At 69.2% G+C, this 25,911-nt stretch carries 26 protein-coding genes and 1 riboswitch; of the genes, 14 read left to right on the forward strand and 12 right to left on the reverse strand.

Annotation, left to right across the window (positions count from 1 at the left end; translation table 11 throughout):
* Position 1: 1 nt before the first annotated feature.
* Both AC1DNF_RS10055 and AC1DNF_RS10060 read right to left on the reverse strand, forming a co-directional pair.
* The gene (locus tag AC1DNF_RS10055) at positions 2-1,243 is read right to left on the reverse strand and encodes an efflux RND transporter periplasmic adaptor subunit (protein ID WP_478148422.1); all 1,242 of its coding nucleotides are present in this window, start codon (positions 1,241-1,243) and stop codon (positions 2-4) included.
* Positions 1,244-1,466: 223 nt separating this feature from the next.
* Complete coding sequence (locus AC1DNF_RS10060; RefSeq protein WP_478148423.1) at positions 1,467-2,327, reverse strand: alpha/beta hydrolase; 861 nt, start codon at positions 2,325-2,327, stop codon at positions 1,467-1,469.
* A gap of 173 nt (positions 2,328-2,500) precedes the next feature.
* On the opposite strand from AC1DNF_RS10060, the gene AC1DNF_RS10065 reads away from it, so the two are divergent.
* Entirely contained in the window at positions 2,501-3,415 is a 915-nt protein-coding gene (locus AC1DNF_RS10065; protein ID WP_478148424.1) for a LysR family transcriptional regulator, read from the forward strand.
* A gap of 9 nt (positions 3,416-3,424) precedes the next feature.
* On the opposite strand, the gene AC1DNF_RS10070 is transcribed toward AC1DNF_RS10065, so the two are convergent.
* Genes AC1DNF_RS10070 through AC1DNF_RS10105 form a run of 8 tightly spaced genes read right to left on the reverse strand, consistent with a single transcriptional unit; the run spans position 3,425 to position 11,006 of the window.
* Positions 3,425-4,420, reverse strand: a complete 996-nt coding sequence (locus AC1DNF_RS10070) for an aminotransferase class I/II-fold pyridoxal phosphate-dependent enzyme (RefSeq protein WP_478148425.1) — start codon at positions 4,418-4,420, stop codon at positions 3,425-3,427.
* Between the two features lie 8 nt (positions 4,421-4,428).
* On the reverse strand, positions 4,429-5,403 hold the full coding sequence (gene cbiB, locus AC1DNF_RS10075; RefSeq protein ID WP_478148426.1) for an adenosylcobinamide-phosphate synthase CbiB: 975 nt from the start codon (positions 5,401-5,403) through the stop codon (positions 4,429-4,431).
* A 59-nt stretch (positions 5,404-5,462) separates the two neighbouring features.
* Positions 5,463-6,032 (reverse strand): cob(I)yrinic acid a,c-diamide adenosyltransferase, encoded by a 570-nt coding sequence (gene cobO, locus AC1DNF_RS10080; RefSeq protein WP_478148427.1) that lies wholly within the window; start codon positions 6,030-6,032, stop codon positions 5,463-5,465.
* A 34-nt stretch (positions 6,033-6,066) separates the two neighbouring features.
* Positions 6,067-6,831, reverse strand: coding sequence for an ABC transporter ATP-binding protein (locus AC1DNF_RS10085; protein ID WP_478148428.1), 765 nt, complete (start codon positions 6,829-6,831; stop codon positions 6,067-6,069).
* Positions 6,828-7,760 (reverse strand): FecCD family ABC transporter permease, encoded by a 933-nt coding sequence (locus AC1DNF_RS10090; RefSeq protein WP_478148472.1) that lies wholly within the window; start codon positions 7,758-7,760, stop codon positions 6,828-6,830. Before AC1DNF_RS10090 ends, AC1DNF_RS10085 begins: the two co-directional genes overlap by 4 nt.
* 59 nt (positions 7,761-7,819) lie before the next feature.
* Positions 7,820-8,689 carry an ABC transporter substrate-binding protein gene (locus tag AC1DNF_RS10095; protein ID WP_478148429.1) on the reverse strand — a complete coding sequence of 290 codons (870 nt, stop codon included), beginning with the start codon at positions 8,687-8,689 and terminating at the stop codon, positions 7,820-7,822.
* Positions 8,686-9,270, reverse strand: coding sequence for a bifunctional adenosylcobinamide kinase/adenosylcobinamide-phosphate guanylyltransferase (locus tag AC1DNF_RS10100; protein WP_478148430.1), 585 nt, complete (start codon positions 9,268-9,270; stop codon positions 8,686-8,688). The genes AC1DNF_RS10095 and AC1DNF_RS10100 overlap by 4 nt, the downstream gene beginning before the upstream one ends.
* Positions 9,255-11,006, reverse strand: a complete 1,752-nt coding sequence (locus AC1DNF_RS10105) for a TonB-dependent receptor domain-containing protein (protein ID WP_478148431.1) — start codon at positions 11,004-11,006, stop codon at positions 9,255-9,257. Before AC1DNF_RS10105 ends, AC1DNF_RS10100 begins: the two co-directional genes overlap by 16 nt.
* Positions 11,007-11,207: 201 nt before the next feature.
* Positions 11,208-11,447: riboswitch (cobalamin riboswitch) on the reverse strand.
* Between the two features lie 38 nt (positions 11,448-11,485).
* Here AC1DNF_RS10105 and AC1DNF_RS10110 point away from each other — a divergent pair.
* From AC1DNF_RS10110 to AC1DNF_RS10140, 7 genes are all read left to right on the forward strand, one after another.
* Positions 11,486-11,710 carry a DUF904 domain-containing protein gene (locus tag AC1DNF_RS10110; protein WP_478148432.1) on the forward strand — a complete coding sequence of 75 codons (225 nt, stop codon included), beginning with the start codon at positions 11,486-11,488 and terminating at the stop codon, positions 11,708-11,710.
* Complete coding sequence (locus AC1DNF_RS10115) at positions 11,710-12,075, forward strand: cell division protein ZapA (RefSeq protein WP_478148433.1); 366 nt, start codon at positions 11,710-11,712, stop codon at positions 12,073-12,075. The genes AC1DNF_RS10110 and AC1DNF_RS10115 overlap by 1 nt, the downstream gene beginning before the upstream one ends.
* A 288-nt stretch (positions 12,076-12,363) precedes the next feature.
* On the forward strand, positions 12,364-13,179 hold the full coding sequence (locus AC1DNF_RS10120) for a sulfite exporter TauE/SafE family protein (RefSeq protein WP_478148434.1): 816 nt from the start codon (positions 12,364-12,366) through the stop codon (positions 13,177-13,179).
* Positions 13,180-13,245: 66 nt separating this feature from the next.
* Positions 13,246-13,614, forward strand: coding sequence for a helix-turn-helix domain-containing protein (locus AC1DNF_RS10125; protein WP_478148435.1), 369 nt, complete (start codon positions 13,246-13,248; stop codon positions 13,612-13,614).
* Complete coding sequence (locus AC1DNF_RS10130) at positions 13,604-14,839, forward strand: type II toxin-antitoxin system HipA family toxin (RefSeq protein WP_478148436.1); 1,236 nt, start codon at positions 13,604-13,606, stop codon at positions 14,837-14,839. Before AC1DNF_RS10125 ends, AC1DNF_RS10130 begins: the two co-directional genes overlap by 11 nt.
* A 62-nt stretch (positions 14,840-14,901) precedes the next feature.
* Complete coding sequence (locus tag AC1DNF_RS10135) at positions 14,902-15,288, forward strand: DUF4345 family protein (RefSeq protein ID WP_478148437.1); 387 nt, start codon at positions 14,902-14,904, stop codon at positions 15,286-15,288.
* Between the two features lie 41 nt (positions 15,289-15,329).
* Positions 15,330-16,361 carry an isocitrate/isopropylmalate dehydrogenase family protein gene (locus tag AC1DNF_RS10140; RefSeq protein ID WP_478148438.1) on the forward strand — a complete coding sequence of 344 codons (1,032 nt, stop codon included), beginning with the start codon at positions 15,330-15,332 and terminating at the stop codon, positions 16,359-16,361.
* A gap of 116 nt (positions 16,362-16,477) precedes the next feature.
* Here AC1DNF_RS10140 and AC1DNF_RS10145 read toward each other — a convergent pair whose 3' ends face one another.
* Entirely contained in the window at positions 16,478-17,443 is a 966-nt protein-coding gene (locus AC1DNF_RS10145; protein WP_478148439.1) for an AraC-like ligand-binding domain-containing protein, read from the reverse strand.
* 167 nt (positions 17,444-17,610) lie between these two features.
* Here AC1DNF_RS10145 and AC1DNF_RS10150 point away from each other — a divergent pair, with 167 nt between their 5' ends.
* From AC1DNF_RS10150 to AC1DNF_RS10175, 6 genes are all read left to right on the forward strand, one after another.
* Positions 17,611-18,660, forward strand: a complete 1,050-nt coding sequence (locus tag AC1DNF_RS10150; protein ID WP_478148440.1) for a carbon-nitrogen hydrolase family protein — start codon at positions 17,611-17,613, stop codon at positions 18,658-18,660.
* Positions 18,661-18,675: 15 nt separating this feature from the next.
* A complete protein-coding gene (locus AC1DNF_RS10155; RefSeq protein ID WP_478148441.1) occupies positions 18,676-19,743 on the forward strand; it encodes a phenylacetaldoxime dehydratase family protein in 1,068 nt (355 codons plus the stop codon).
* Between the two features lie 84 nt (positions 19,744-19,827).
* Positions 19,828-22,680 (forward strand): AMP-binding protein, encoded by a 2,853-nt coding sequence (locus tag AC1DNF_RS10160; RefSeq protein WP_478148442.1) that lies wholly within the window; start codon positions 19,828-19,830, stop codon positions 22,678-22,680.
* Positions 22,681-22,880: 200 nt separating this feature from the next.
* Positions 22,881-23,060: a hypothetical protein gene (locus tag AC1DNF_RS10165; RefSeq protein ID WP_478148443.1), complete on the forward strand. Its 180-nt coding sequence runs from the start codon at positions 22,881-22,883 to the stop codon at positions 23,058-23,060.
* A 39-nt stretch (positions 23,061-23,099) separates the two neighbouring features.
* On the forward strand, positions 23,100-23,645 hold the full coding sequence (locus AC1DNF_RS10170; RefSeq protein WP_478148444.1) for an HPF/RaiA family ribosome-associated protein: 546 nt from the start codon (positions 23,100-23,102) through the stop codon (positions 23,643-23,645).
* A gap of 39 nt (positions 23,646-23,684) precedes the next feature.
* Complete coding sequence (locus tag AC1DNF_RS10175) at positions 23,685-23,966, forward strand: hypothetical protein (RefSeq protein WP_478148445.1); 282 nt, start codon at positions 23,685-23,687, stop codon at positions 23,964-23,966.
* A gap of 94 nt (positions 23,967-24,060) precedes the next feature.
* Here the strand turns inward: AC1DNF_RS10175 and AC1DNF_RS10180 are convergent, their stop codons facing one another.
* Entirely contained in the window at positions 24,061-25,896 is a 1,836-nt protein-coding gene (locus AC1DNF_RS10180) for an AMP-dependent synthetase/ligase (protein ID WP_478148446.1), read from the reverse strand.
* Positions 25,897-25,911 lie beyond the last annotated feature (15 nt).

A 25,911-nucleotide genomic window follows, 5' to 3' on the forward strand; every position in this document is an offset into this window, starting at 1 on the left:
ATCAGGACTTCGCGTCGGCCACGCGCTGCTGCGGCTGCGCCTCGGCCTTGGCATCCATGGTCACGGTCTCGGGCGCCACGAGCGCGCCGGGGCGGATGTGCTGCAGGCCGTTGACGACCACGCGCTCACCCGGCTTCAGGCCCTTGGTCACGATGCGCAGGCCGTTCGCCGGCGCGCCCAGCGTCACTTCGCGGTATTCGGCCTTGTTGTCGGCGCCGACCACCAGGACGAACTTCTTGTTCTGGTCGGTGCCGACCGCGCGTTCGCTCACCAGCAGGGCCGTGTCGCTGCGCGCCTGGCCCATGCGGATGCGGGCGAACTGGCCGGGGATCAGGCTGCCGTCCTTGTTGTCGAAGGAGGCGCGCACGCGCACCGTGCCGCTCTTGGCATCGACCTGGTTGTCGATGAGCTGCAGCTTGCCTTCATAGGGCGTGCCGTCGATCCCGGCGGTCCCCATCTGCACCGGAATGCCATCGATCCTGCTGCGCGCGCTGGCGCCGCCGGGCAGGTCCTTGAGTGCCTTGACGACGATCTGCTCGTCGGCATCGAAGCTTGCATAGATCGGGCTGACCGACACCAGCGTCGTGAGCACCGGCGCGCCGGGGCCGGCGGCCACCAGGTTGCCGACTGTCACCTCGATCTTGCCGATGCGCCCGGAGACCGGCGCCCGCACCTGGGTATAGCCGAGGTTCAGGCGCGCGCTCTGCAGCGAGGCCTGTGCCGCGCGCAGGTTGGCTTCGGCTTCACGCCCGGCATTGACGCGTTCGTCCAGTTCGCGCTGGGCAATGGCCTTCTCCTCCCACAGCCGGCGGGCGCGATCCTGCTCGCTGCGGGTGAAGGAAACGCGCGCCTGGGCCGATGCGACCTGGGCTTCGGCGCGATCGACTTCGGCCGCGTAGGGCGCGGGGTCGATCGTGATCAGCAGATCGCCGGACTTCACCAGCGAGCCTTCCCGGAAGTGAACCGCTTGCACGGCACCGGCGACACGGGAGCGCACGTCGACGCGGTCGACCGCTTCGAGCCGGCCGGAGAATTCGTCCCACGTGTTCACCTGGGTTTCGGTCACCGTCGCGACCGACACCGGCGTGGCGCGCGGGGCGGCCACGGCGGGCGCGTCGTTGGCTTCGGCATTGAAGCTGTGGAGGCCGAGCGCGACCGATGCGATCGCGATCACCGCCGTCAGGCCGGTCACGGTGGGCCAGAGGCCGCGGCGGGCCAGGGAAGAAAGCTTGTTGTTCGACATGATGAAACTCCTCTAGATGAATTCTTGGACGCAAAGCGCTCCTCCGCGCGGGATGGCGCGGAGCAACGCGGAACGGGGATCGGGCGGCAGGAGCACTGCGCGAACGCAAAGCTCTCCCCCGGCAGCGGTCATTGCCGCTGTTGTGGAATCGAGGTGTCTCGCCTCGGTGGTGGATCAGCGGTCCCGCGGGGCGGGCCACTCAGGGCGCGTGCGCCGACCTGGCCTAGTGCGGTGGCGGGGTCGCGCTGAAAAACTCGCGAAAGTGCTTCTGCACCACGGCTTCGCAGACCGCGCAGCCCGAATCCTCGGGCGCATAGAGCGCGGCCGGCCAGTTCGAAGCAGTGGGCAGCACGTTGCTGGTGACCGGGATGCCGGCGTCGCTCAGTCTCTTCACGAAGGCCATCGCCTCGTCGCGCATCGGGTCGTCCGGTCCGACCAGCACCAGCGTGGGCGCCAACTGCGCCAGCCGCAACGAAGCGCCCGGCACCGCGTAGGGGTGGGAGGAGTTCATCGGACAGCTCAGGTATTCCTGCCAGCCCGACGCCCAGCGGCAGTTCACGGAATCCCCCGTGGCCTTGCGCAGCGACGGGGTGCCGGCGCACGGGTCCAGCATGGGCGACAGCAGGATCTGGCCCGCCAGGGGCGGATGGGCCCGGTCGCGCGCCATCAGCGTCACGGCGGCGGCGAGGTTGCCGCCGGCTTCCTCACCGGCCAGGTACACCTGGGCACCCTTGCCGCCCAGCTTGACGCGTTGCTTGTAGAGCCACTCCAGCGCGGCGTAGCCGACCTCGATCGGCTCGGGAAACGGCGCCTTGGGCGCCAGCGGATAGTCCAGCGACACCACCACGGCGCCCGCGCCGGCCAGCAGCCGCGCCACATTGCGGCCGTTGTCCAGATCGCCACAGACGAAGGTCCCACCATGGAAGTGCAGCACCAGCGGCACCGTCGTGCCCCGGGCGCGCTGGCCATACATGCGTGCCTGCACCGGCTCGCGCTGCGGCAGCTCGATGGTGATGTCGGTTTCCGCGAGCTGCGCGGCGGCCTTGGTGGCTTCGGCAGTCTGCGGAGTGGGACGGGTTGACATGGACGACCTCGGTGGGTGGACGATGAGTCGAATATAAGTGCCGATCACGTCGTGGCAATGAAGTCTTGGACCCCACTCTGTTTCCAATCGGCTAACAATCGCCTCGAAATCGACCTGACCCGTGTGAGAATCCGCTCCCCCGGCATTCGGCCGGCCCCCCAGGAGCAGCATAGATGGATCAGATCCAGGCCATGCGGATCTTTGTCCGCGTCGTCGAAGCCGGCACTTTCACCCGCGCAGCAGATTCGCTCGGCCTGCCCAAAGGCACGGTCACCAAGCAGATCCAGGCGCTGGAGTCGCGCCTGCACGTGAAGCTGCTCAATCGAACCACCCGCCGCGTCACCGTGACGCCGGACGGGGCCGCGTATTTCGAGCGCACCGCCCGCCTGCTGAACGATTTCGACGAGATCGAGGCCAGCATGACCAATGCTCAGGCCAACCCGAGCGGGCGGCTGCGCATCGACGTGGGCACCTCCACGGCGCGCATGCTGATCCTGCCGGCGCTCGACAGCTTCTGCGACCGCTACCCCGAGATCCAGGTCGACCTGGGCGTCAGCGACCGGCCTGTCGACCTGATCAGCGACAACGTCGACTGCGTGATCCGGGCCGGCGAACTGACCGACCAATCGCTGGTGGCGCGCCGCATCGGCACGCTGGGCTTCGTGACGGTGGCTTCGCCGGCCTACCTCAAGCGCTACGGCACGCCGCAGCATCCGCTCGACATCGAGAAGCGCCACCACGTCGTGAGCTTCTTCGCCGGCGGTACGCGGCGCGTCTATCCCCACGAATTCAACAAGGGCGAGGAGCACATCGAACTCTCGGCCCCCTACCGGGTGGCGGTGAACGAGAGCAACGCGCACCTGGCGGCCGTGCTCGGCGGCTTCGGCATCTCGCAGTGCATCACCTTCATGGCGGACCCGCACATCGAAAGCGGCGAACTGGTCGAAATTCTCCCGGACTGGACGCGCGACCCCCTGCCGGTGCACGTGGTCTACCCGCCCAACCGGCACCTGAGCGCCAAGGTGCGGGTGTTCGTGGACTGGGCTGCGGATCTTTTCTCGAAGAATCCGAAGCTGCAGCGGCGCTGACGCCGGGCCTCAGGGCCGGGATGGGGGCCAGGCGCGCCGCAGCGCCGCCTGGCTGGCCGGCGGCAGCACCCCCAGGCGCACGTGGCCGGGCAGGCCGAAGGAAGCGGCATCGCGCAGCTTGATGCCCTGTGACCGGAGCATCGCGGCCCGGGCCGCATAGGGGAGGTCCGGCCGGGCGCAGAAATAGTTGGCCACGCTCGGCAGGCAGGCCCAGCCGAGGGCCTCGCACATCGCGCGCTGCTGCGCCTTCCAGGCGCGCAACAGGCCCAGGCTGTCCCGCAGCCAGTGCCGCACCCCGCCGGTGGTCCAGGCCGCCAGCAGCGCCACGCCGTGGGCGCCAAGGGGCCAGGAGGGTGCCAGCCGGCCCAGCCGCGCGGCCATGTCGGCGGCCCCTGTGGGCGCGATGGCGTAGGCGGCACGGATGCCTGTCAGGCCCAGGGCCTTGTTGGGGGTCCACAGTTGCCAGACCCGGTCCTTGCGCGAAGCGCTCAGTCCCAGGCTGCCCTCCAGTCGCAGCGGCTCGTAGGCCAGGTCGAGCACGCAGGTGGCCGGGTCGGGCAAGGCGTCGATCAGGGCAGCCAGGGCGTTCTGGGACTGGCCGAGCGGGCTCGATGGATCGCAGCACCAGACGAGGTCCGCGTCGGCGGGCGCGGGCGCGCGTTGCGCGGCAAGGCCCCATGCATCGGCGGCGCGGTGGTAGTCGCCATAGCTGTGCGGGGGTAGCCAAGCGCGGTGACCGCCCTGCTGCGCGACCGCGGCCGTGATGCGTCCGATGAATTCGCTGGCGCTCGCGGCGATCACGATGCGATCGGGATCGACGCCGTGAAAGGCCGCCAGTGCGCCGCGCAGCCCCGTATGGCCGGGATCGGGATAGCGCCCGGCGTCGGTGTGCCGCAGCGCATCCATGACGGCCGGGCATGGGCCGCAGGCATTGCTGTTGGTGGAGAAGTCGTGCGGCGCCGCGCCGCCGGCATCGGGGCCGCCGTGCTGAAACTCGGGATGCATCGACGAGTTCACGGCTTTGCCAAGGCACTGAGGCAGACGATCGCGGCCGAGGCGCAGACGGCGAGCGCGACCACGGCGCGCGACGACAGGCCGAGGGCGCGCAGGGTATCGCCCGCGGCGGATTCGCGGCCCGATGCATGGAGGGTGTAGACCCCGGGCTTGGCGAGATGGATGTCCAGCAGGACGGCCATGGTGGCCATGGGCCAGCCGCTGTTGGGGGATGGCGTCCGGGCGGCCTCCTGGCGGAGGACGGCAAGAGATGCCCTCGCCCGCTCCGCCCGGAGGGAGACCGTGTAGAGCAGCCATGCCGTGAGTCGCGCGGGAATCCAGGACAGCAGGTCATCGGCGCGCGCGGCCCACTTTCCGGCCCACTCCCAGTCGCGGCCCTCTCGCTCGCCGCGGTAGCCCCACATCGCATCGGCCGTGTTGGCGAAGCGGTACAGCGCGGCGCCGGGCAGGCCCAGCAGCACGAACCAGAACACCGGTGCCACCAGCGAATCGTTGAGGTTCTCGGCCAGCGACTCGATGGCGCTTTCGCGCACCTCGCTGACGCTCAGGCGGGTCACGTCGCGGCTCACCAGCCTGGATAGCCGGGTGCGGCCGGCCGCGAGCGACTGGCCGAGCGCGGACTCCACCGCCAGGACTTCATCGCGGAGCATGCGCCAGGCGAGCAGGGGCTTGAGGGCCGAGGCCATGAACAACGCGGCGGCCCACGGTGGGAGGCGATGCGCGAGCGCGCCAAGGGCGCAGGCCGCCAGGAGCGCCATGGCTGCCCCCAAGCACCAGGCCAGCGCGCCGCCGGCAAAGCGCAGGAGCCTGGGCGCTCGGCCCGCGCCGGGGCGGGGGGCGATGACTTGGCCGATCCAGGCAAGGTAGCGGCCGATCCAGACAACGGGGTGCAGCCGGGCCGGCGGTTCGCCCAGCCAATTGTCGATGCACAGGGCGACCCAAAGGGCGGCGACTGCGACCCACGCGGCGTTCATCGTGCCACCCCCCCGGGGTGTGGCGAAGCACACGAAGCATCGAGCCGGGGGGCGAACATTCAGTCTTCGATGCCCCGCTGGGCCGGGATGCCGGCCTTGAAGGCATGCTTGACCATCTGCATTTCCGTGACCGTGTCGGCCAGTTCGATGATCTCGGGCGGGCAGCGCCGCCCGGTCAGGACGACATGCACCTCCTTCGGCCGCGCGCGCAGCGTCTCCAGCACGCCTTCGAGCGGCAGCCAGCCGTAGATCAGCGGATAGGTGATCTCGTCGAGCACCACCAGGAAGTGGTCGCCCGAAAGAATCGCCGCCCTCGCCTTCTCCCAGCCGTCGCTCGCGAGCTGCCCGGAGCGTTCCAGGTCCTGGCTCTTCCAGCTGAAACCATCGCCCAGGCCCTCGATCGGGATGCCGATCTGCTCGAACATCCGGTGCTCGCCGAAGCGGGCCGAGGGCACCTTCATGAACTGGAAGATCTTCACCGCCTTGCCGCGGCCGTGGGCGCGCAGCGCCAACCCGAAGGCCGCGGTGCTCTTGCCCTTGCCGTCGCCGGTGTTGACGATCACGAGGCCGCGGCGTTCGCCCTCGGGCTTTTCATAGGGTTTTTCGCTGGGCGGGGTTTCGATATGCATGGGTCGTCCTGGGAAGCCGGAGGCTCGGTTGAATTCAGTGCGGCAGCACGACCCATTGGCCGGCCACCTGGTGCAATGCGATGCGTTGATCGAAGACGCCGCGCAGCGCGGCATGGGTGGCCGCGTCGGCGCTGTCGCCCTGGTGCGCGATGCGGCCATCACGCAGGATCAGCAATTCGTCGGCCTGCAGCGCCATGCCGAGTTCGTGCAGCACGCTGACAACCGTGCCGCCGGCCGCCACCAGCTCGCGCACCGCGAGCAGCCAGTCCGCCTGGTGCGGCGCATCGAGGTTGGACAGCGGTTCGTCCATCAGCAGCACATCGGCCTCGACCGCCAGTGCGCGCGCCAGCAGGACGCGCTGGCGCTCGCCGCCGGAGAGCGAGCCCAGCGGCCGGGCGCGCCAGTCCCAGCTCTGGGTGCGGCGCATCGCGCGCTCGACGGCGGCATGGTCGGCGGCGGAAGGCGCGCCGAGCCAGGCCTGATGCGGCAGGCGCCCGAGCATCGCGACGTCGAAGGCCAGGAGGTCGTCGGCGCCGTGCTCGCCCTGGCCCATCCACCCCATCGTGCGGGCGCGTTGCCTGGCGGTCCATGCATGCATGTCGCGCCCGAGCAGTGCCATCTTGCCTTCGGCCGGCAGCAACTGGGCCAGAGCCTTCAGCAAGGTCGTCTTGCCCGCGCCATTGGGGCCCACGACCGCGGTCCAGCGGCCGGCCGGCAGGTCGAGGGCCGACACGTCGACGATCAGCCGCTTGCCGATGAAGGCGCGCAGCGCGCGGGCCGACAAGGCGCTGTTCGTCATAGCGAGCGCCGATGCATCAGCCACAGCAGATAACCGCCACCCAGCAGGGCCGTGACCACGCCCACGGGCAGTTCCTGCGGCGCCATCAGCCAGCGCGCCAGCACGTCGGCCGCCAACAGCAGCGCGCCGCCCATCAGCGCGGCCAGCAGCACCAGCCAGCCGTGCGTGGGCTTGACGACCGCGCGCACCAGGTGCGGCGCCACCAGCCCGACGAAAGCCACCAGCCCCACCTGCGCCACCGCCGCGCCGGTCGCCAGCGCCAGCGCGGCGATCAGCGCCACGCGCACCCAGGGCAACGCAATGCCCAGACTCGACGCGGTGGACTCGCCGAGCGTGAGCGCATCGAGCGCCCGCGCAAAGCCGATGGACGGCACCAGGCACAGCGCCAGCGCCCCGGCCAGCAGCATGACGCTGGGCCAGCCGAGAAAACCCGTGGTGCCGAGCATGAAGGCCTGCATGGCGCGCATGATGTCAGGCACCCAGAGCACCACCAGCGAACTGGCGGCGCCGAGCACCATGCCCACCACGACGCCGGCGAGCAGCAGGCGCAGCGTCTGCTGCACGCCGCGCGCCAGCGCGAGCGTGACGATCACGGCCAGCACCGCCCCGATGAATGCGGCGCCCGTCATGCCCAGGCGCGCCGCCCAGCCGCCGGCCGCCGGCGACACGCCGAGCGACACCAGCAGCAGCGACACGCCGAGGTTGGCGCCCGAGGCGCTGCCCAGCAGGTACGGATCGGCGAGCGGATTGCGAAACAGGCCCTGTGCCAGCGCGCCGCCCAGCCCGAGCAAGGCGCCCGCCAGCCAGGCGCCCAGGGTGCGCGGCAAGCGGATGTCGCGCACGATCTGCAGCGACGTCGGGTCGCTCCACGCGTGCAGCACGCTGTCGAAGCCGGTACTGCCGATGCTCATGCCCAGCATCAGCAGCATGCCGCTCAGGGCCAGGATGCCCAGCGCGAGGGCGAGCGGCCGGCGGCCGTTCACGCCGCTCACTGGAGCTTGTCCTTCAGGCACGCGGCCATGATCGCCGCGGCCTCCACCACGCGCGGGCCGGGGCGCACCAGCACGTCGCCTTCGGCCGCGGAGAAGACGCAGACGCGCCCCTGCCTCAGCGCGTCGATGCCGTCCCATCCCGGCCGCCCCTTGAGGGCGGCGGCGTTGCGGTCGCCGATCATGATGACCTGCGGATCGGCCCGCACCACGAATTCGGGATTGAGCTTGGGAAAGGGGCCGAGCGAGCCCGGCACGATGTTGGCGGCGCCCAGGCGCGCCAGCGTCTCGCCGATGAAGGACGATTCACTCGCGGCATAAGGCCCGCTGTTGACCTCGAAGTACACGCGCGTTCCGCGCACCCTCGGGGGCAGCGAAGCCGCCACTTTCGTCACGCCGGCATCGAGTTCGTGCCAGAGCGCCGCGGCCCGCGCCTCGCGCCCGAGCACCTGCCCAAGCTTGCCGAGCACGCGCTCCACGTCCTTCATCGACTTGGGCTCCAGCGCGACGACCCTGAGGCCCAGGGCTTCGAGCCGCTCGGTCACGCGTGCCGATCTGGCCAGCAGCACCACGTCGGGCTTGAGCGAGACGATGCGCTCGACGTTCGCATCCTCGAGCCCGCCCACATGCGGCAGCGACTGAACGGCCACGGGCCAGTTGGAATAGTTGTCCACGCCCACCAGCCGGTCGCAGGCGCCGAGCGCGCAGACGGTTTCCGTGAGCGAGGGCAGCAGCGACACGATGCGCCGCGCGGGCTGCGCCAATTGCAGGACGACGCCTCGATCGTCGGTCACGGTGCCGGCGAGTGCCGGCGTCCCGACGCCGCAGAGCACAAGAAGGAAGGCGGCGCGCAGCCAGGCGGCCATCATGCGTTGTCGTCCTTCAATGCCATCGCCAGGCCGGCGACCATCAAGGTCACGCGCTCGCAGACGGCGGCCACCTGCTGGTTCAACATGCCGAGCGCGTCGACGAACTCGCGCGCCTCTTGGCCGAGCGGGATCACGCCGAGCCCGATCTCGTTGCCGACCAGCACCAGCGGACCGCTGGCGTCGCGGATGGCCGAGAGCAGCGAGGCGATCGCATCGCCGGTGCCGGGCGCTTCCACCGGCGCCGCATGCAGCGGCATCAGCAGGTTCGTGAGCCAGAGGGTGAGGCAGTCCACCAGCACCAGCGTGGTCGCCGCGTCGTGCACGCGGATCACGTGCGCCAGCGCCAGCGGCTCCTCCACCGTCACCATCGCCGGCACGCGCGCGGCGCGGTCACTCTGGTGCCGGGCGATGCGCGCGCGCATCTCGTCGTCGTGCGCCCGCGCGGTCGCGATCAGCACCGCGCGATGCGCAGTCGAACGCGCCAGCCACGCCGCGGCGATTTGCTCGCCGCGGCGCGACTTGCCGCTCTTCTGACCGCCAAGGATCAGTTCGCGGCCCGCGATCTTCACTTCGGCTGCCACCGCAGCGTCAGGTAACCGGCGCGGCCGGGCTGGTTGTAGCCAAAGACAGTTTCATAGACGACGTCTCCCACGTTCGCGATGCGCGCTTGCACGGACCAGTCCTTCGACACACGGTACTCCGCATAGAGGTCGACGGTGGTGTACTTGTCCAGCGGCGTCTTGTTGGCCGTGTCGTCGAAGCGGTCGCCCACGTGCAGCGCCGAGCCGCCGAACTTCCAGTCGCCTACAGCGTAGTCGATACCCAGCGTCAACTGGTGCTTCGAGCGGCGCGGCAGCAGCTTGCCGGTGAGCTCGTTGCGCGGATCGAGTTCGTCCACGCTGGCATGCAGGCCCAGGGCGCCGAACTGGCCGTCGTAGCCCAGCGTCCAGCCCTCGATGCGGGCGCGCGGAATGTTCTCCGGCCGCAGGGTGCTGGTGATGAAGCCGCGAATCCTGTTGTCGTAGCGCACCAGCTTGACGCTCTGGCCGTCCTGGCTCCAGGTGATGCCGAGATCGGTGTTGCGGCCCTCTTCCGGCTGCAGCGCGGTGTTGCCGAAGCCCGGGAAGTACAGTTGGTTGAAGGACGGCGCGACGAAGCTCGTGCCGTGGGAGATGCTGGCGCGCCAGTGCTCGGTGATGCGATAGCCGTAGCCCGCGAACCAGGTGTCAGCGCCGCCGAACTGCGAGTTGTCGTCGTGCCGTGCGTTGAGCTGCCAGCTGTGCCGGCCGGCGTCGCCGTTGAGGCCGACGAAGGCGGAGTCGATGTCGCGCTTCTTCACCGTGTAGGCAGTGTCGCTGTCGACCTTCTGCTCCAGGCGCTCCAGGCCGGCCACCACGGTCCCGATCGGGGTCGCGATGTCGTTCTGCCAGAGATACTGGTCCTGCGTGGTGTCGAACAGGCCGGGCAGGTTGCCCGGCGCGGCGACGAGCGCGCGCGCGTAGTCCTCGCTGCGTCCGTAGCGCAGTTGCGTCGTCCAGCGCGAGTTGATGGCGCCGCGCACGCCGATGTAGTCGGTCTGCGTGCGCACCCTGCCCTGGGTGTCGCGGCCGGGGCCGTCGTCATAGTGGTTCAGGCCCTCCGAATACAGCAGCCCCGCGTCGATCTTCCAGTCCTGATTGAGCTGGAATCCGAAGCTCGCATTGAGCGCGCTCTGATCGAAGGGATCGCGATCCGGATTGAAATTGTTGAAGGGCACCTTGCTGTTGGTTGCCGAAATGCCCTTCGTCAGCGTGCGCTGGGCGTCGAGCGCGTACGTGAAGGGCCCGGTGCCGCCGGTGAACCCGGCGCCGATCTGCTTGTAGCCTTCGCTGCCGATGGTGGTCGAGGCGCGCGGGCTGAACGAGACCTCTCCCGGCCTGGCCTTGCGGGTGAAGATCTGCACCACGCCGCCGACGCCGTCGCTGCCGTACAGGGCGGAGGCCGGACCCTTGACCACTTCGATGCGGTCGATCATCTCCAGCGGGATGTTGTCCCACACCGGCGTGCCGAGGGTAGCCGAGCCGTAGCGCACGCCGTCGATGAGCAAGAGGGTGTGGCGCGCTTCCGCGCCGCGGATGAAGACGCTGCCGGCCTTGCCGAAGCCGCCGTTGGCCGAGACCTGGACGCCCGCGACACGCGCGAGCAGCTCCGGCAAGGTCCGATTCGCCTGCTGTTCGATCTGGGCCCGGTCGATGACGACCGTGTCCGACACCAGCTCGTCGGCGCGGGTTTGCGTGCGACTTGCGGTCACGAGCGTCTCGCGCAGCGTAGGCGTCATGGCCTGGGCCATGCCGAGCGCGGGAAGGCACGCGAGCCCCCCCAGAACGGCGGAAAGAGAAAGCGGGCACGGCGAAGCACGCCGAAGGGCGAGCGAAGGAGAAACGCAGGTTTTCATGGAAGCGACAAAAGATCAATACCCGTCACCGGCTTCCCCGCCGGTGCTTGGGCGTCATGGCTGCCGCAGGTGTTCTTCACGCATGCGGCGGCCGCCTCGTTGGCCGGTATCCGGGCTGGCAGCGCAACCTTCGCCGCCTTCCCAGGCGCCTGTTTCAGGGCGCCCAGTGGCTGATTGACGAGGGTGGCATCCGTGAAGATGCCGTCTGCTTGACCGTTGCGGGGGCAGCGCAGGTTGGCTCGGCCGGGGGGGCCTCGACTCCTGCTTCCCGTTGAACTGCGACGCGTGAACCGCGTCGCGAGCACCAACGCGTGGAATTTTAGGTGCAATCCTGCCGGCGCCGGAAACTACAATCGCCCCCCATGCCAGCACCGAGCCGTATTGACCAGATCGCCGAACGCGTCGAACGACTGCTCGTGCGCCACGAAGAAGTACAGCGCACCAATGCGTTGCTGCAGGACCAGGTGGACGCGCTCACGCGCGAGCGCGATGCGCTCAAGTCCCGCCTAGCCGCGGCGCGCACGCGGATCGATGCACTGCTCGAACAACTGCCGCCCGATCCCTCCAAAGACCCCAGCGCTCCCTGATGAAACAAATCGAAGTCCAGATCATGGGCCAGAGTTATCTGCTCGGCTGCCCCGAAGGCGGCGAACCGCAACTGCGCGAGGCGGTCGAGCGCGTCGATGCGGCGATGTGCAGGATCCGCGACGCGGGCAAGGTGAAGGCGCGCGACCGCATCGCGGTGCTGGCCTCGCTCAATCTCGCCTTCGACCTGGTTCAGCGCGAAGCCGCCGCCGCCGCGGCGGCGCCTCCCGCGCCCGCCTTGCCCGTGGCGGCCCCGGCCGTGGCCGATCCTGCGTCCGAGCCCGATGCGACAGCCGAGGAAGCACGCGCGGCGCAATTGGTGGAACGACTCGACCATGCCCTCGCGGGCGACGGTCATTTGCTCTGAAGATCGACCTGCGCGCGCCATTGCAGGCGTAAAATCGGCCTCGTCTGCGGTGCGTGTCGGGCTTAATATTTCCTTGTTCCAATGCTCTCCGGAGCCGGGCTTGGTACATCGCTTGGCAGGTGTGATCATCTCGCGTCAGATGAACCCGAAGCCTTGCTGCCCTCGCCCACCTGAACCCTGGTTCAGGATGCGAGTTCGGTGCCACTCGCAGACACCTATTTCACGTCATTCCCATGACCGCCACGGCCCCGCCATCGGGGCCGTGGCTTTTTTCCGAGAGCTCTGTTCATGACGATCGAACCCTTGCTGATCGCCGAACTTGCCCTGCTCGGCGTCGGCACCGGCTTTCTCGCCGGACTGCTCGGCATCGGCGGCGGCATGCTGATGGTGCCTTTCCTCACGATCATCCTGGGCAACCGCGGTGTGCCGGCCGACCTGGCAGTGAAGATGGCCATCGCGACTTCGATGGGGACCATCATCTTCACCTCGATCTCGAGCGTGCGCGCGCACCACAAGCGCGGCGCGGTGCGCTGGGACATCGTGAAGCGGCTGTCGCCCGGCATCGTGATCGGCAGCCTGCTCGGCAGCCTCGGCGTCTTCGCGCTGCTCAAGGGAAGCGCGCTCGCCATCTTCTTTGCGCTCTTCGTCGGCTTCTCGGCCACGCAGATGTTCCTGGACAAGAAGCCCAAGCCCACGCGCCAGATGCCCGGCACCGCGGGCCAGCTCGGCGCCGGCGGCGCGATCGGCTTCATCTCGGGGCTGGTCGGCGCGGGCGGCGGCTTCATCAGCGTGCCCTTCATGACCTGGTGCAACGTCGCGATCCACAACGCGGTGGCGACCAGCGCCGCGCTGGGCTTTCCGATCGCGGTGGCCAACGTGATCGGCTATGTGGCGAGCGGGCGGTCCGTGCAGGGGCTGCCGGAAGGATCCTTCGGCTACATCTGGCTGCCGGCGCTGGCCGTGATCGCGGTGTGCAGCTTCCTCATCGCGCCGCTGGGCGCCAAGGCCGCCCACAACCTCCCGGTGGCCAGGCTCAAGCGCGTGTTCGCGAGCATCCTCTATCTTCTGGCGGCCTACATGCTCTGGAAGGGACTGCGCGGCTGAGCTTCTTGCGATGGGCCTATTTGGTTAATAAAATGACTACTAAACCGTATAAGAGTCATTTTATTGATGCCAAAGAGTTCCCAGGCCCTCGCTACGCTGGCACCCGAGGCCGCCGCCTCGCTGCGGCGACTGGGTGAGCGCCTGCGGGCTCACCGCATGCGCCTGGGCTGGACGGTGGCCGAGATGTCCGGGCGCCTGTTCTGCGCGCCGGCCACCTATCGCTCGATCGAGGCAGGCAAGGCCGCATCCAGTGTGGGCATTCTGGTCAATGCGCTGTGGCTGCTGGGCCAGATCGAATCCATCGAGCAGGTGGCGCCCATCACGCCGGAGCTCACGGCCTCCCTGGTCAGGAATCGCCGCGCGCGCCGGCCCAAGGCCACCGCACCCGCACCCGCACCCGCAGGCACCATCACCGAGGACGAACGTGACTTCTGAGCGGCAGCTCTACGTCGGCCTGTCGCCGCACACGGACGCGCATCCGGTGCCCGCGGCCCTGCTGAAGATCGCGCGCCGTGGCAACGTGGAGTCGGGCGAGTTCGCCTATGGGCGACGCTATATGGCGAGCCCCGATGCCGTTGCGCTGAATCCCGACGTGCTCCCGCTGCAGGACCGCCCCTTCATCATGCAAGAGCGCCGCGTGCGCGACGGCGGCGCGCTGCCCCTGACCTTCCGCGATGCACTGCCCGACACCTGGGGGCGCAAGGTGCTGGAACTGCAGGCAGGCCGGACGCTGCCCGACATCGAAGCCCTGCTGCTCACCAACGCCGACCGCGTCGGCGCGATGGTGTTCGGCGAAGCCTTGCCGCTCGCCGCCGACGAGCCGCCAGCGGATATGTTCGACCTGGAAGCCCTGGCCGACGCCGCCCGCCGTCTCGACAACGACCTCGCGATCAAGCCCGCGATGCAGAAGCTGTTGCAGGGCGGCAGCCTGGGCGGCGCACGACCCAAGGCGACGCTGATCGTCGAAGGGCGGCGCTGGCTGGCCAAGTTTCCGGCACGGGGCGACGATCACCCCGTCGAGATCGTCGAGGCCGCCACGCTGGCCCTGGCGGCGGCCTGCGGCATCGACGTCCCCGAACACCAGCTTCGTCCGCTGCACAAGGGACAGGCTCTGCTCACCCGCCGCTTCGATCGCGAGGGTCCGATCGCCGACGAGCGTCGGCTGCACTACCTCTGCGCCTCTGCCCTGCTGGACGTGCCGTATGAAAGCAGCGGCGGCAGCTATGTCGAACTTGCCCAGGCGCTGCGGCGCCTGTCCTGGCGTCCCGAGCAGGACCTGTCGCAGCTCTACAAGCGGCTGGTCTTCAACCTGGTGGTCGACAACAGCGACGACCACGTGAGGAAGCACGGCATGCTCCACCGAGGCCACGGGCAGTGGGCCCTGGCGCCCGCCTTCGCTCTGGCGATGCGGATGACGCACGTCGGCTACCAGCAACTCGCGATCCTGCCCGGCCGCATGGAATCGCACCTCGATCTGGCACGCGAGGCCGCGCCGCAGTTCGGCCTGTCGCCGGCGCGCGCGGAGGCCTTGATCGGCCACATCGGCGACACCGTGATGACGCAGGCATGGCTGGCTTTCAAGGCATGCGGCGCCGATCGATCCCTGCTCGACCGGGTGCGCGTCTGCCTCGAAAAGCAGGCGCAGAATATCGCCGGCTAAACGAGGACCTTCGTTCATTCACCACGCGGCCATCGCCGCGGCGACCCTCCTGAAGATCCAACATGTCAACAGAAGCCCCTCTCCTCGCGAGCCAACTCGTCGTTCAGATCTGCCTCTTCCTCGTCGCGGCCATCGCGATGTTCGGCGGCGCGGTGCAGATGTTCCTCGGCCAGCCCGACACCTCGCCGCGCCTGGACAACGTTCATCGCTTCATGGCCGGCGTCTATTTCTCGACCGGCGTCATCAGCCTCTGGACGGCGCTCACCATTCGCCAGCAAGGCACCCTGGTGTACCTTCTGGCCCTCGGCGTCCTTCTTGCCGGTGTCGGCAGACTCGTGTCGATCGCCAAGGTCGGCTTGCCCAAGCCGACTGCCGTCTGGCTGGGCTACCTGATACCGGAGCTCGTGCTGCCGATCGTCATCGCGGTGGCCCATCGTCAGTCGGCCTGACGCACCGTTCCGAATTCCAACTGTCCCCGGAGAGCCTCCCCATGTCGAATCTCATCCCCGCCACCCTGATTCCCGGTGACGGCATCGGTCCGGAAATCGTGGAGGCGACCGTGGCCGTGCTCGACGCGCTCGGCGCTCCCTTCGCGTGGGACCGGCAGATCGCCGGGCTCGCCGGCGTGCAGGCCAGCGGCGATCCCCTGCCCGCGGCCACCTTGCAGAGCATTCGCCGCACGAGGCTCGCGCTCAAGGGGCCGCTGGAGACACCGTCCGGCGGCGGCTACCGTTCATCGAACGTGCGCCTGCGCGAGGAGTTCCAGCTCTATGCCAACCTGCGGCCCGCGCGCACCATCATCCCCGGCGGGCGCTACGACAACATCGACCTCGTCGTGGTCCGCGAGAACCTCGAAGGCCTGTACATCGGGCATGAGCACTACATCCCCATCGGCGACGACCCGCACGCCGTGGCCATGGCCACCGGCGTCAACACCCGCCACGGCAGCCTGCGCGCGCTCGAATTCGCTTTCGAGCATGCGGTGGCGAACGGCCGCAAGAAGGTCACCATTGTGCACAAGGCGAACATCATGAAGGCGCTCACCGGCATGTTCCTGGAGACCGGCCTGGACTTGTACGAGCGCAAGTACAAGGGCAAGTTCGAACTCGACACGGCCATCATCGACGCCTGCGCCATGCGGCTGGTGCTCAACCCCTGGCAATACGACGTGCTGGTCACGACCAACCTCTTCGGCGACATCCTCTCCGACCTGGTGGCGGGGCTGGTGGGCGGACTGGGCATGACACCCGGCGCGAACATCGGCACCGACGCGGCGATCTTCGAAGCGGTGCACGGCTCGGCGCCCGATATCGCGGGCAAGGGCATCGCGAACCCGACCGCGCTGCTGCTGGCGGCGGCGATGATGCTCGACCATTGCAAGCTGCCCGCGCTGGCGGCCCGGCTGCGCAAGGCCATCGATGACACGCTCAACATCGACAAGGTACGCACGGGCGACCTGGGCGGCAGCGCGAACACGGCCCTGTACACGAAAGCGCTGGTGAGCCGAATCGCGCAAGGCTGAGGCCCCTTGGGCTCGCCCCGAGCGCAGTATCCCGCGGGATACTTCCCTTACATCCAGTATTGCCCGACAGGCTGGCTGCAGCTGGTTCCGTAATCAATCGTCCGGCACAGCGACAGCTACGCAATCGCGCGCTGAAGGCGCCACGCGCGCGGCGAGCAGCCGAAGCGTTCGCGAAACACGCGGCTGAAATGCGCCGCGTCGCTGAAGCCGCGCGCATAGGCGATCTCGCCCACCGGACGGCCCGCGAGCCGCGGCTCCAGCAGGTCGCGGCTGCAGGCTTCGAGCCGGCGTTCCCAGATGTACTGAGACGGCGTCAGCGGCTCACTCTTGAAGACGCGATGGATCTGGCTCACCGACATGCCGAGTTCCGCCGCCAACGTGCCCACCGACAGTTCCGGGTCCGCGAGGCGGTCCTCGATGCGCCGCTTGACGCGCGCGAGGTGGAAGGCCGTCAGGCTGCTCAGCCCGGGTGAGCGCGCCGCGGGAAGCGTCTGCAGACCCGCCACCAGAATGTTCTGCACGCCGTTGGCGACCGCCAGCGCCGACGCGGGCTGCAGCGTGTCGATGTCTTCGCGCAGCGTGCGGATCATGCCAATCAGCAGGTGGCCCGCGCCCTCGCGCCCGGAGACGGTCGTCGCGGTCAGCGTCTCTGTTTCCCGCAATTCGCTGCGCAGGCGCTCGCCGGGCAGCTTGAGCACGATCTGCTCGAAGGCATCGTCGAAGAGCAGCTGGTAGGGCCGCGTGCTGTCATAGAGCGCGAAGTCGCCCACCGACAGCACGGCATCGCGCCCATCCTGGCGCACGACGCCGTGCCCGCGCGCCTGGATGCTGACCAGGAAGTAGTCGTCGGAGGAGCGCGCGATGTGGCCCGGCGTGCGCATGACCTTCTGCGCCGTCGAATTCACCACCGACACGTCGAGCCCGGGCAGGCTGTGGCGACGGATGCTGCCTTCGAAACTTTCCGCCGCGGCCGGCCGCACCGGGTCGCAACCGAGCTGCACGTAGACGTTGCAGATCATGTCGGTCCAATAGGCGAGCCGCTGGCCGCGCGGGACGGCGGCGGTGCTGAGCAACTGGTTCATGGGAATCCCTCGGGGAGCGCTGTGCAACGCTGGAACAAGAACGCCGCGAATTCCGGACAAGGCGTTTTCAAGCGGCGAACTTACGCTTCAAGCAACCCGCATGCCACCGCGCAAACCCGAGGCGCAAGGCGGTGCGGAGTCCTTCAACCCTCCTTGGAGCGCACACCATGCCCAGCAAGACCCATCCCCGCTATCGCGTCGCCGCCGTGCAGGCCGCGCCTGTCTTCCTCGACCTCGACGGCACCATCGACAAGACCATCGAACTGATGGCGCAGGCGGCCAGCCAGGGCGTGAAACTGATCGCCTTTCCCGAGACCTGGGTGCCGGGCTACCCGTGGTGGATCTGGCTGGATTCGCCGGCCTGGGGCATGCAGTTCGTGCAGCGTTACAACGACAACTCTCTGGTCGTCGGCTCGCCTGAATTCGACCGCATCAAGGACGCCGCGCGCAAGCACAAGATCTGGGTCTCGCTGGGCTTCAGCGAGAAGGCCGCGGGCAGCCTCTACATCGCGCAGGCGCTGATCGACGACCAGGGCCACACGGTGCAGACGCGCCGCAAGCTCAAGCCCACGCACGTGGAGCGCACGGTCTACGGCGAGGGCGACGGCTCGGATCTGAGCGTCGTCGAGACGCCGCTGGGCCATATCGGATCGCTCTCCTGCTGGGAGCACCTGCAGCCGCTGAGCAAATACGCGATGTACGCGCAGAACGAACAGGTCCACTGCGCCGCCTGGCCCAGCTTCTCGCTCTACCGCGGCGGCGCCTACGCCCTCGGGCCCGAGGTCAACAACGCCGCGAGCCAGATCTACGCGGTGGAAGGCCAATGCTTCGTGATCGCGCCCTGCGCCGTCGTGTCGAAGGCGATGAGCGAGCTCCTGTGCACCGACGCCGGCAAGCAGCAGATGCTGGGCGTCGGCGGCGGCTTCGCGCGCATCTACGGGCCGGACGGATCGCCGCTCGGCATCAACCTGCCGGAAGACCAGGAAGGACTGGTGATCGCCGACATCGACCTCGGGATGATCTCGCTGGCCAAGGCGGCCGGCGACCCGAGCGGGCACTACTCGCGCCCGGACGCCACGCGGCTGCTCCTCAACAGGACGCGCCGCGAGCCCGTGGTGTACGAGCGGCAGGCGGAGCCTGAGCCGGGCGGCTTCGAAGCCGTCGGTGTCAATCCCGAGCCAGCGATGGCAGCCACGCGCATGCCGCTGGCGGCCTGACGCATGGAGCGCGCCATGGAATCCGCCATTGCCGAGCACCTGAAATGCCCTCGCACGCGCCACCGCCGCATCGAGGACGACTACGTGCCGCCCTACCCCGTCTGGTCCGCCCGCGCACCGGCTTCGGTCCGGCAGGTGGTCATGGGCTTCTTCGGGGTGCAGTCGCGCGGCGCGGCGATGCAGGGCCGCGCCTGCGCCGCGCTGACGAGGATCGCGCGAAGCTTCGCGCTCGCCGACGGCCCCGGCCACCACGACCTGGCGCACTACGTCGATGCCGATGGCCATGACAACATGATCGCGATCGCCTATTGGAGCGACCCCGCCGGCTTCGCGCGCTGGTGCGCCACACCCGAAATCGATGCATGGTGGCGCTCCGAGGAGAGGCTCTCCGAAGGCCTCGGCCATTTCCGAGAGATCGCCTCGCCGCGCGTCGAGCACTACGAGACCATGTTCAACACGCCCGACCGCTTCGAAGGCGTGGGCGTGGTGATGGGCGGGGTCAGCGCCGACATCCAGGAGCACGGCTACTGGGGCTCCATGCGGGATCGCATTCCGCTCTCGCAGACCGACGCGATGGCGCCGTCGGGCGCGCGCGCGGTGACCGCGGGAGCGCCGGCGCCGGGCCGGCGTGTGCGCATCGCGGGCCACGAGAACATCGCCATGATCCGCTCCGGCCAGGAATGGACCGACACGAGCGGCCAGGAACGCAAGCTCTACCTCGACGAGATGGAGCCGGTGCTGCGCGAGGGCATGGACTTCCTGCGCGACCAGGGCCTGTCGATCGGCTGCTACAGCAACCGCTACATGCACCACCTGGACGCCGCGGGCGTGCCGCTGCAGAAATCCTTCGGCCTGAGCTTCTGGCGTTCGCTGGCCGACATGGAGCGCTGGGCGGAATCGCACCCCACGCACGTGGCGATCTTCGGCAGCTTCATGCGCTACGTGCAGGCGCTGAACTTCCAGCTGCAGCTGCGGGTGTACCACGAGGTCTCGGTGCTGAAGGCCGACGAGCAGAGCTACGAGTACATCAACTGCCACCCGCGCACCGGGCTCATGAACGGCCTGGCGGCATCGGCCGTGTGAACGACGGGAAGATCGACGCGCCCGCATCCGCTGCTACAGTGCGGTCTCACCTGCTCAGCTTCCTAACTGCCGGGAGGCTGTTCGATGGCCGATTCGCAAGAGAACTCCGCGGCCGCCGGCGCCACAACGGCGACTTCCGCAAAGGCCGGGCAGTTGCTTGCGGTCATCGCGCAGCTGCTTCGCGAACTGCGGGGCGACAACGCACCGCCCATCGAGCTGGACGACGAGCTGGAGTCCACGCTCGGCATCGACAGCCTGGCGCGAATGGAACTGATGCTGCGGCTGGAGCGGGCATTCGACGTCCGCATGCCCGAGGCTGCCGTCCAGGAGGCGCAGACGCCGCGCGATCTCCTGCGCGCGCTTGCCGCGGCCACGCCGCGAGCGTCGGCCTTCTCCAACGCACCGCCCCCGCCGGACGCGGAGGCCGGCGCAGAGGCAGTCTCACCGCCGCGCCATGCGCAAACGCTTGTCGATGTCCTGCAGTGGCACGCCGAGCGGGCCGCGGATCGCCGGCACATCTCGCTCATCGGCGACGGCGCAGCTGCACAGGAACTCACCCATGGCGAGCTCTGGGATCAGGCGCGAGCCGTCGCGGCGAACCTGCAGGACTGGGGTCTTGCGCCCGGCGAGGCCGTCGCCATGATGCTGCCCACCAGCCTCGATTTCTTCCGGGCCTTCATGGGCGTGCTGATCGCCGGCGGTGTTCCCGTTCCGATCTACCCGCCGCTGCGCGCCTCGCAGATCGAGGACCACTTGCGCCGCCAGGTGGGCATCCTCGTCAATGCGAACGCCGTGCTGCTTCTGAGCGACGAGTCGGCCCTGCCTGCAGCCCGCATCCTGAGGGCGAGCGTGGCCAGCCTTCGTGCGGCATTCACCGTCACGCGGCTCCAGGGCACGGGCCGCACGGGGCCACCGGCCATGCGCCGGCCCCAGGACACAGCACTTCTCCAATACACATCCGGCAGCACCGGGCAGCCCAAGGGCGTCGTGCTGAGTCACGCGAACCTGCTGGCGAACATCCGGGCCATGGGCGAGGCCCTGCATGCCGGCGCGGGCGACGTCTTCGTGAGCTGGTTGCCGCTCTATCACGACATGGGCCTGATCGGCGCCTGGCTGGGCAGCCTCTACCACGGCGTGCCCTTGTACCTGATGCCGCCGCAATTATTTCTGTCGCGGCCCTCGCGCTGGCTGCGCGCCATCAGCGATCACCGCGCCACGATTTCCGCAGCCCCGAACTTCGCTTACGAGATCCTGGCGACGCGTGTTCCCGACGACGAACTGCAGGGGGTGGACCTCAGCACCTGGCGTGCCGCGCTCAACGGCGCCGAGCCCGTACAGGCGACGACACTGCAGCGCTTCGCGCAGCGCTTCGCCGCGAGCGGATTCGATCCCCACGCCATGATGCCGGTCTATGGCCTGGCGGAGTGCGGTGTCGGCCTGGCCTTTCCCCCGCTGGCGCGCGGACCCAGGATCGATTCCATCGATCGAGGCGTGCTGGAGACCTCCGGCCGCGCCGTGCCGGCCGCTCAGGGTCGCCCCGCCATGCAGGTGGTCTGCTGCGGCCTGCCGCTGCCTGCACACGAGATCCGGGTCGTCGACGCGCAGGGGCAGGAACTGCCCGAGCGCGGGGAAGGCCGCATCGAGTTCCGAGGTCCTTCGGCCACGGCCGGGTACCTGCGAAATCCGGACGCCACGCGGGCCCTGTTTCACGGCGATTGGCTGGATACGGGCGATGTCGGTTATGTCGCCGAGGGCGAACTGCACCTGACCAGCAGGGCGAAGGACCTGATCATCCGCGCCGGGCAGCACATCCACCCGTATGACCTGGAGGAAGCCCTGGGCGCGCTGCCGGGCATTCGCCGCGGCTGCGTCGCGGTGTTCCCGGCGACCGACCCCGGCGGGGGCACCGAACGCGTAGTGGTGCTGGCGGAGACACGGGTGCAGGAGGCAGGCCAGCGCGCCGAGTTGCACGCGCGTGTCGCCGATCTGACGCTCGCGGTGCTCGGCGTGCCGGCGGACGACATCGTCCTCGCCGAGCCGCGCACGGTGTTGAAGACCTCCAGCGGCAAGATTCGCAGGGCGGCCTGCCGCGCGCTCTACGAGCAAGGACAGCTGCGTGGGCACGGGCGGCCCGTGGCGGTGCAGATCGCGCGGCTGTGGCTCGACGCCCTCGGATTCCGCCTGGGCGCGCCCCTGAGGCGGGCGGGGGCCCTCGCCTATGCCGCATGGCTGTGGATGGTCTTTGCCGTCGGCGGGATCGTGTCGACCCTGGTGGCTCTCCTGCCCGGGCGAATGAATCGCAAACGGACCCTGCGCCTCATCGCTCGCGCAGCCATGCGGATGTCGCTGCTGCCGGTCGAGATCGAAGGCGAGCTCCGCCTGGGGCAAGGCCCCGTGATCGTGGTGGCCAACCACGCCAGCTATCTCGACAGCCTGCTGCTCACGGCCGTTCTGCCGGCAAGTGCCTGTTTCGTGGCCAAGCGCGAGCTGGGGCGGCTGGCGCCCATGCGCTGGCTGCTGCGTCGGATCGGCACGCGCTTCGTGGTGCGCGACGAGGTCCATGCAAGCCTGGAGGACGCCAAGCAGATCTTGCAGGCCGTGCAGGCCGGCGAGACGCTCGTGTTCTTCCCGGAAGGCACCTTCGTCCGCGCGCCGGGCCTGAACGCCTTTCACCTCGGCGCCTTCGTCACGGCCGCGCAGGCGCATGCCGCCTTGCTGCCAGTGAGCCTGCGCGGCACGCGATCCGTTCTGCGCGACGGTTCCTGGACGCCGCGGCGCAGCCCGGTGCGAATTCGCCTGGGCGCGCTCATTCAGCCACAGGGGACCGACTGGGCCGAGGCGCTGCGGCTGCGCGACGCGGCGCGGCTGAGCATCGCGGAGCACTGCGGCGAGCCCGTGCTGGCCGGGCTGGCAATCCCCGAGTCGGGCGCAGGCTGATCTGCCGGAGCCACGGTCGCGCGCCAGCCGGGGGCGTGCAGCACCGATCTTGATCCGTCGCAAGGTCGCGGGGCCAGAACGGACTAGAGTGAATTTGAGAGGCTCGCGCGAGCGTGAGCTTCGATAAGCCCACAGGTTGGCCTGTATGTCTGCGCACAGGTGACTTGTGTTTGCAGACCGATCCGAAGGGGACGCACGAAATGAACCGTCAGCAGGAACCAGAGCGTGAGAAGCAAGAGCCTCTCAGCCCCGAGATTCAGCAGAGCAACAGGCGCAGCATCAGCGCGGATGAGCGAATGAAGCGGGTGATCAAGCAGCACCCCCAGCGCGACGAGCCGAAAGTGGACAGCATCGAACCCGACGAGACGCCGGTGCGCTGAGGCGCGCCTCCACGGCGCTGGAAGCAGGAGAACATTCATATGAAACAGCCCCTTCAGATCCGCTTCGTCGGCATGGACGCATCGGAGGCGATCGATGCCGCCGCACGCAGCAAGGCCGACAAGCTCGACCATTTCCGTCCGGACATCATGGCGTGCCGCGTCACGATCGAGCTGGAGAACAAGCACCAGCATCAGGGACGGCCCTTCGCCGTGCGCATCGACGTGACGGTGCCGGACCATGAGTTCAGCGTCGACCGCGTGCACGACGAAGACGTCTATGTCGCCCTGCGCGAGGCCTTCGACGACATGAAGCGCCAGTTGGAGGACTCGCTGCGTCGCGTGCGTGGACAAGAGAAGCTGCACCCCGAGCCCCTGCGCGGAGAGGTGGTCCGCTTCGCCGACGAGGGGCGATGCGGCTTCATCTCCACGCCGGGAGGCGACGAGTACTGGTTCGGCCCGGACAACATGGCGGGCGTGCCTTTCGAGCACCTCGCCCTGGGCGATCAGGTTCAGTTCATCCCCGACGTCGCTGCGCAGGGCAGGCAGGCGAAGCGCGTCAGCGTCGGCAAGCATCACGCCGGATGACGGCGCGTCGCACGCCGGTGCGGCAACGAGGAGGTCCCCATGCCAACAACGATCGCCCAGTCCATCAAGGACAACGTCCTGTGCCGCTGCGGGCAAGCCGTGACCCGGCTTGCCGAAGCCGGATTGATCCAGTGGCCCGACATGCCGAGCGGTGAAATGGAAGTCAACCAGTGGTGGCTGGTGACGGACACGCTCGCGGCCAGGCTGCTCGCCGCGAAGCAGCCGGTCATCCGCTTCGGCGAGTTGAACATGTGGGGCCGCTCCTCCACGTCGGCGGACCTGAAGGACGATCCCGATCTTGCGGGCGCGATCCTGGGATGAGCGCGCCGGCGCCGACGCATTTCCCCGGGCCGTCTCCTCCGTGTCCTAGACCGAAGCACTCCAGCCCTTCGACGCGTCCGCCCCTTTTCCGGGTTCAGGCCGCATGGTGTCCGGCATAGAGTTCCTCCAGTTCGGCCGCGAAGCGCTGCGCCAGTGGGGTGCGGCGGATCTTGAGCGTGGTCGTCAGCAAGCCGTTGGCCTGCGTCCAGGGTTCCAGCGTCGCCCTGAGCGCGCGCACCTGCGCGCACGCGGGGAAGCCTCGCAGCCGGGCGTCCACATGGCGCAGCAGCGCGCGCCGCACGTCGGAGCGTTGCAGCGCGGCGGGCGTATCGCAGGGCACGCCGAGCTGGCCCGCCAAGGCCTGCCAGGCCTCCCGGTTCAGCACAGCCAGCACCGCCAGATACGGCCGCCCCTCGCCGACCACCATGGCCTGCTCGAACAGCGGGTCGCCGGTAATCTCGCGCTCGAGGTCGGCGGGCGGCACCTTCTCGCCGCTGGAGGTGACCAGGATCTCCTTCAGCCGGCCGACGATATGCACGTACCCGCCGGGATCGATACGCGCGACGTCGCCGGTATGCAGCCAGCCTTGGCCGTCGAGGGCCTCGCGCGTCTGCGCCGGCGCGTTCCAGTAGCCGCGCATCACATTGGACCCCCGCACCAGCAGTTCGCCCTCGGCGCCCAGGCGCAACTCGACCCCCGGCAACGCCCGGCCCACGGACTCCGGCGCATTGTCCTCGGGCGCATTCGCGGTCACGATCGGCGCCGCCTCCGTCAGGCCGTAGCCCGGCAGCAAAGGCAGCCCCAGGCCGATGAGGCAGTGCGCCACCCGGGGCGAGACCGGCGCCCCGCCGATCACGGCGATGCGCAGCCGCCCACCCAGCCGGGCCAGCAGCCTGTCGGCCGCCAGGTGCTTCAGCAGCGGCCACAGAAGCCGGGCCAGCGCGCCCGGCGCTCGGCCGCGGTGCTGCGCCGCCTCGAAGCGGCGCCAGCCGATCTCCTCGGCCCAGGCGAACAGCGCCCGCGCCACCGAGCCCCTGTCCTGCAGCTCCCGCAGCAGCCCGGCATGGAGTCGCTCGTACAGGTGAGGCACCGAGACCAGCACGGTGGGGCGCACGGCAAGCAGGTCCTGCGGCAGCGACTGCAGCGAGCGGGCGAAGGCGACCGTGCTGCCCGCCGCCATGGGCAGATAGCAGCCCACCGTGCGCTCGAACATGTGCGACAAGGGCAGGAAGGAGAGATAGACATCCTCCCGATAGCCGGCCACGCGCTGAAGCACCGCCTCGACATTGCTCAGGATGTTGCGCTGGGACAGCATCACCCCCTTGGGCCGGCCGGTCGTACCCGAGGTGTAGACGATGGTGGCGAGCGCATCGGCATCGGCATCCGCCGGCGGCGCCACCTCGTCAGCCGCCGCGGCTTCCAGCCAGCGCTCCACGGGAGTGAGCGCGCTGTCGTGCCCGCCCGGACCGCCGCGCAAGCACAGCGTCCGGCGCAGCTGGGGCAGCCGGCCGGCCCAGGGCGCGAGCGCAGGCCCGTCCCGCCCCGCCCCGAGCAGGAGCAGGCGGGCTCCGCTGTCCGCCAGCTGGTACGCCGCGTACTCCGGGTTCTCGTCGGGATGTATCGGCACCACCACCAAGCCGAGCGACTGCGCCGCCATGTCGAAGCAGATCCACTCCACGCAGTTGGGGAGCATCACCGCCACGCGCTCGCCCACCGCCAGCTGCTCGCGCGCGAGCGCGGCGCGCCAGCGCCGCACCATGCCGTGCATGGCTTCCCAGGTGTAGACATGCCAGGCGCCATCGGCCGCATCGAACTGGAGGTAGGCCTGGTCGCCAGGCCTGCGCGCGCAGCGTTCCTCGAACAGCCCGGGCAAGGTGGCGACTTGACGGAACGGGATCGTGTCCAGCGTATAGGCGGGCGGCTCCTGCAAGGCGCTCTCCCGAGG

The sequence above is a fragment of the Variovorax sp. 01T432 genome (assembly GCF_056398605.1).

Bases quoted from the DNA above. Each gene is read 5' to 3' on its own strand.
- AC1DNF_RS10170 (WP_478148444.1), top strand. From the start codon at position 23,100: ATGAAACAGCCCCTTCAGATCCGCTTCGTCGGCATGGACGCATCGGAG.
- AC1DNF_RS10055 (WP_478148422.1), bottom strand. From the start codon at position 1,243: ATGTCGAACAACAAGCTTTCTTCCCTGGCCCGCCGCGGCCTCTGGCCC.
- AC1DNF_RS10120 (WP_478148434.1), top strand. From the start codon at position 12,364: ATGACGATCGAACCCTTGCTGATCGCCGAACTTGCCCTGCTCGGCGTC.
- AC1DNF_RS10105 (WP_478148431.1), bottom strand. From the start codon at position 11,006: ATGACGCCTACGCTGCGCGAGACGCTCGTGACCGCAAGTCGCACGCAA.
- AC1DNF_RS10140 (WP_478148438.1), top strand. From the start codon at position 15,330: ATGTCGAATCTCATCCCCGCCACCCTGATTCCCGGTGACGGCATCGGT.
- AC1DNF_RS10175 (WP_478148445.1), top strand. From the start codon at position 23,685: ATGCCAACAACGATCGCCCAGTCCATCAAGGACAACGTCCTGTGCCGC.
- AC1DNF_RS10085 (WP_478148428.1), bottom strand. From the start codon at position 6,831: ATGACGAACAGCGCCTTGTCGGCCCGCGCGCTGCGCGCCTTCATCGGC.
- AC1DNF_RS10065 (WP_478148424.1), top strand. From the start codon at position 2,501: ATGGATCAGATCCAGGCCATGCGGATCTTTGTCCGCGTCGTCGAAGCC.
- AC1DNF_RS10165 (WP_478148443.1), top strand. From the start codon at position 22,881: ATGAACCGTCAGCAGGAACCAGAGCGTGAGAAGCAAGAGCCTCTCAGC.
- cobO (WP_478148427.1), bottom strand. From the start codon at position 6,032: ATGCATATCGAAACCCCGCCCAGCGAAAAACCCTATGAAAAGCCCGAG.
- AC1DNF_RS10090 (WP_478148472.1), bottom strand. From the start codon at position 7,760: ATGCTGCTGATGCTGGGCATGAGCATCGGCAGTACCGGCTTCGACAGC.
- AC1DNF_RS10160 (WP_478148442.1), top strand. From the start codon at position 19,828: ATGGCCGATTCGCAAGAGAACTCCGCGGCCGCCGGCGCCACAACGGCG.
- AC1DNF_RS10125 (WP_478148435.1), top strand. From the start codon at position 13,246: ATGCCAAAGAGTTCCCAGGCCCTCGCTACGCTGGCACCCGAGGCCGCC.
- AC1DNF_RS10135 (WP_478148437.1), top strand. From the start codon at position 14,902: ATGTCAACAGAAGCCCCTCTCCTCGCGAGCCAACTCGTCGTTCAGATC.
- AC1DNF_RS10095 (WP_478148429.1), bottom strand. From the start codon at position 8,689: ATGATGGCCGCCTGGCTGCGCGCCGCCTTCCTTCTTGTGCTCTGCGGC.
- cbiB (WP_478148426.1), bottom strand. From the start codon at position 5,403: ATGAACGCCGCGTGGGTCGCAGTCGCCGCCCTTTGGGTCGCCCTGTGC.
- AC1DNF_RS10110 (WP_478148432.1), top strand. From the start codon at position 11,486: ATGCCAGCACCGAGCCGTATTGACCAGATCGCCGAACGCGTCGAACGA.
- AC1DNF_RS10060 (WP_478148423.1), bottom strand. From the start codon at position 2,327: ATGTCAACCCGTCCCACTCCGCAGACTGCCGAAGCCACCAAGGCCGCC.
- AC1DNF_RS10150 (WP_478148440.1), top strand. From the start codon at position 17,611: ATGCCCAGCAAGACCCATCCCCGCTATCGCGTCGCCGCCGTGCAGGCC.
- AC1DNF_RS10155 (WP_478148441.1), top strand. From the start codon at position 18,676: ATGGAATCCGCCATTGCCGAGCACCTGAAATGCCCTCGCACGCGCCAC.
- AC1DNF_RS10145 (WP_478148439.1), bottom strand. From the start codon at position 17,443: ATGAACCAGTTGCTCAGCACCGCCGCCGTCCCGCGCGGCCAGCGGCTC.
- AC1DNF_RS10115 (WP_478148433.1), top strand. From the start codon at position 11,710: ATGAAACAAATCGAAGTCCAGATCATGGGCCAGAGTTATCTGCTCGGC.
- AC1DNF_RS10070 (WP_478148425.1), bottom strand. From the start codon at position 4,420: ATGCATCCCGAGTTTCAGCACGGCGGCCCCGATGCCGGCGGCGCGGCG.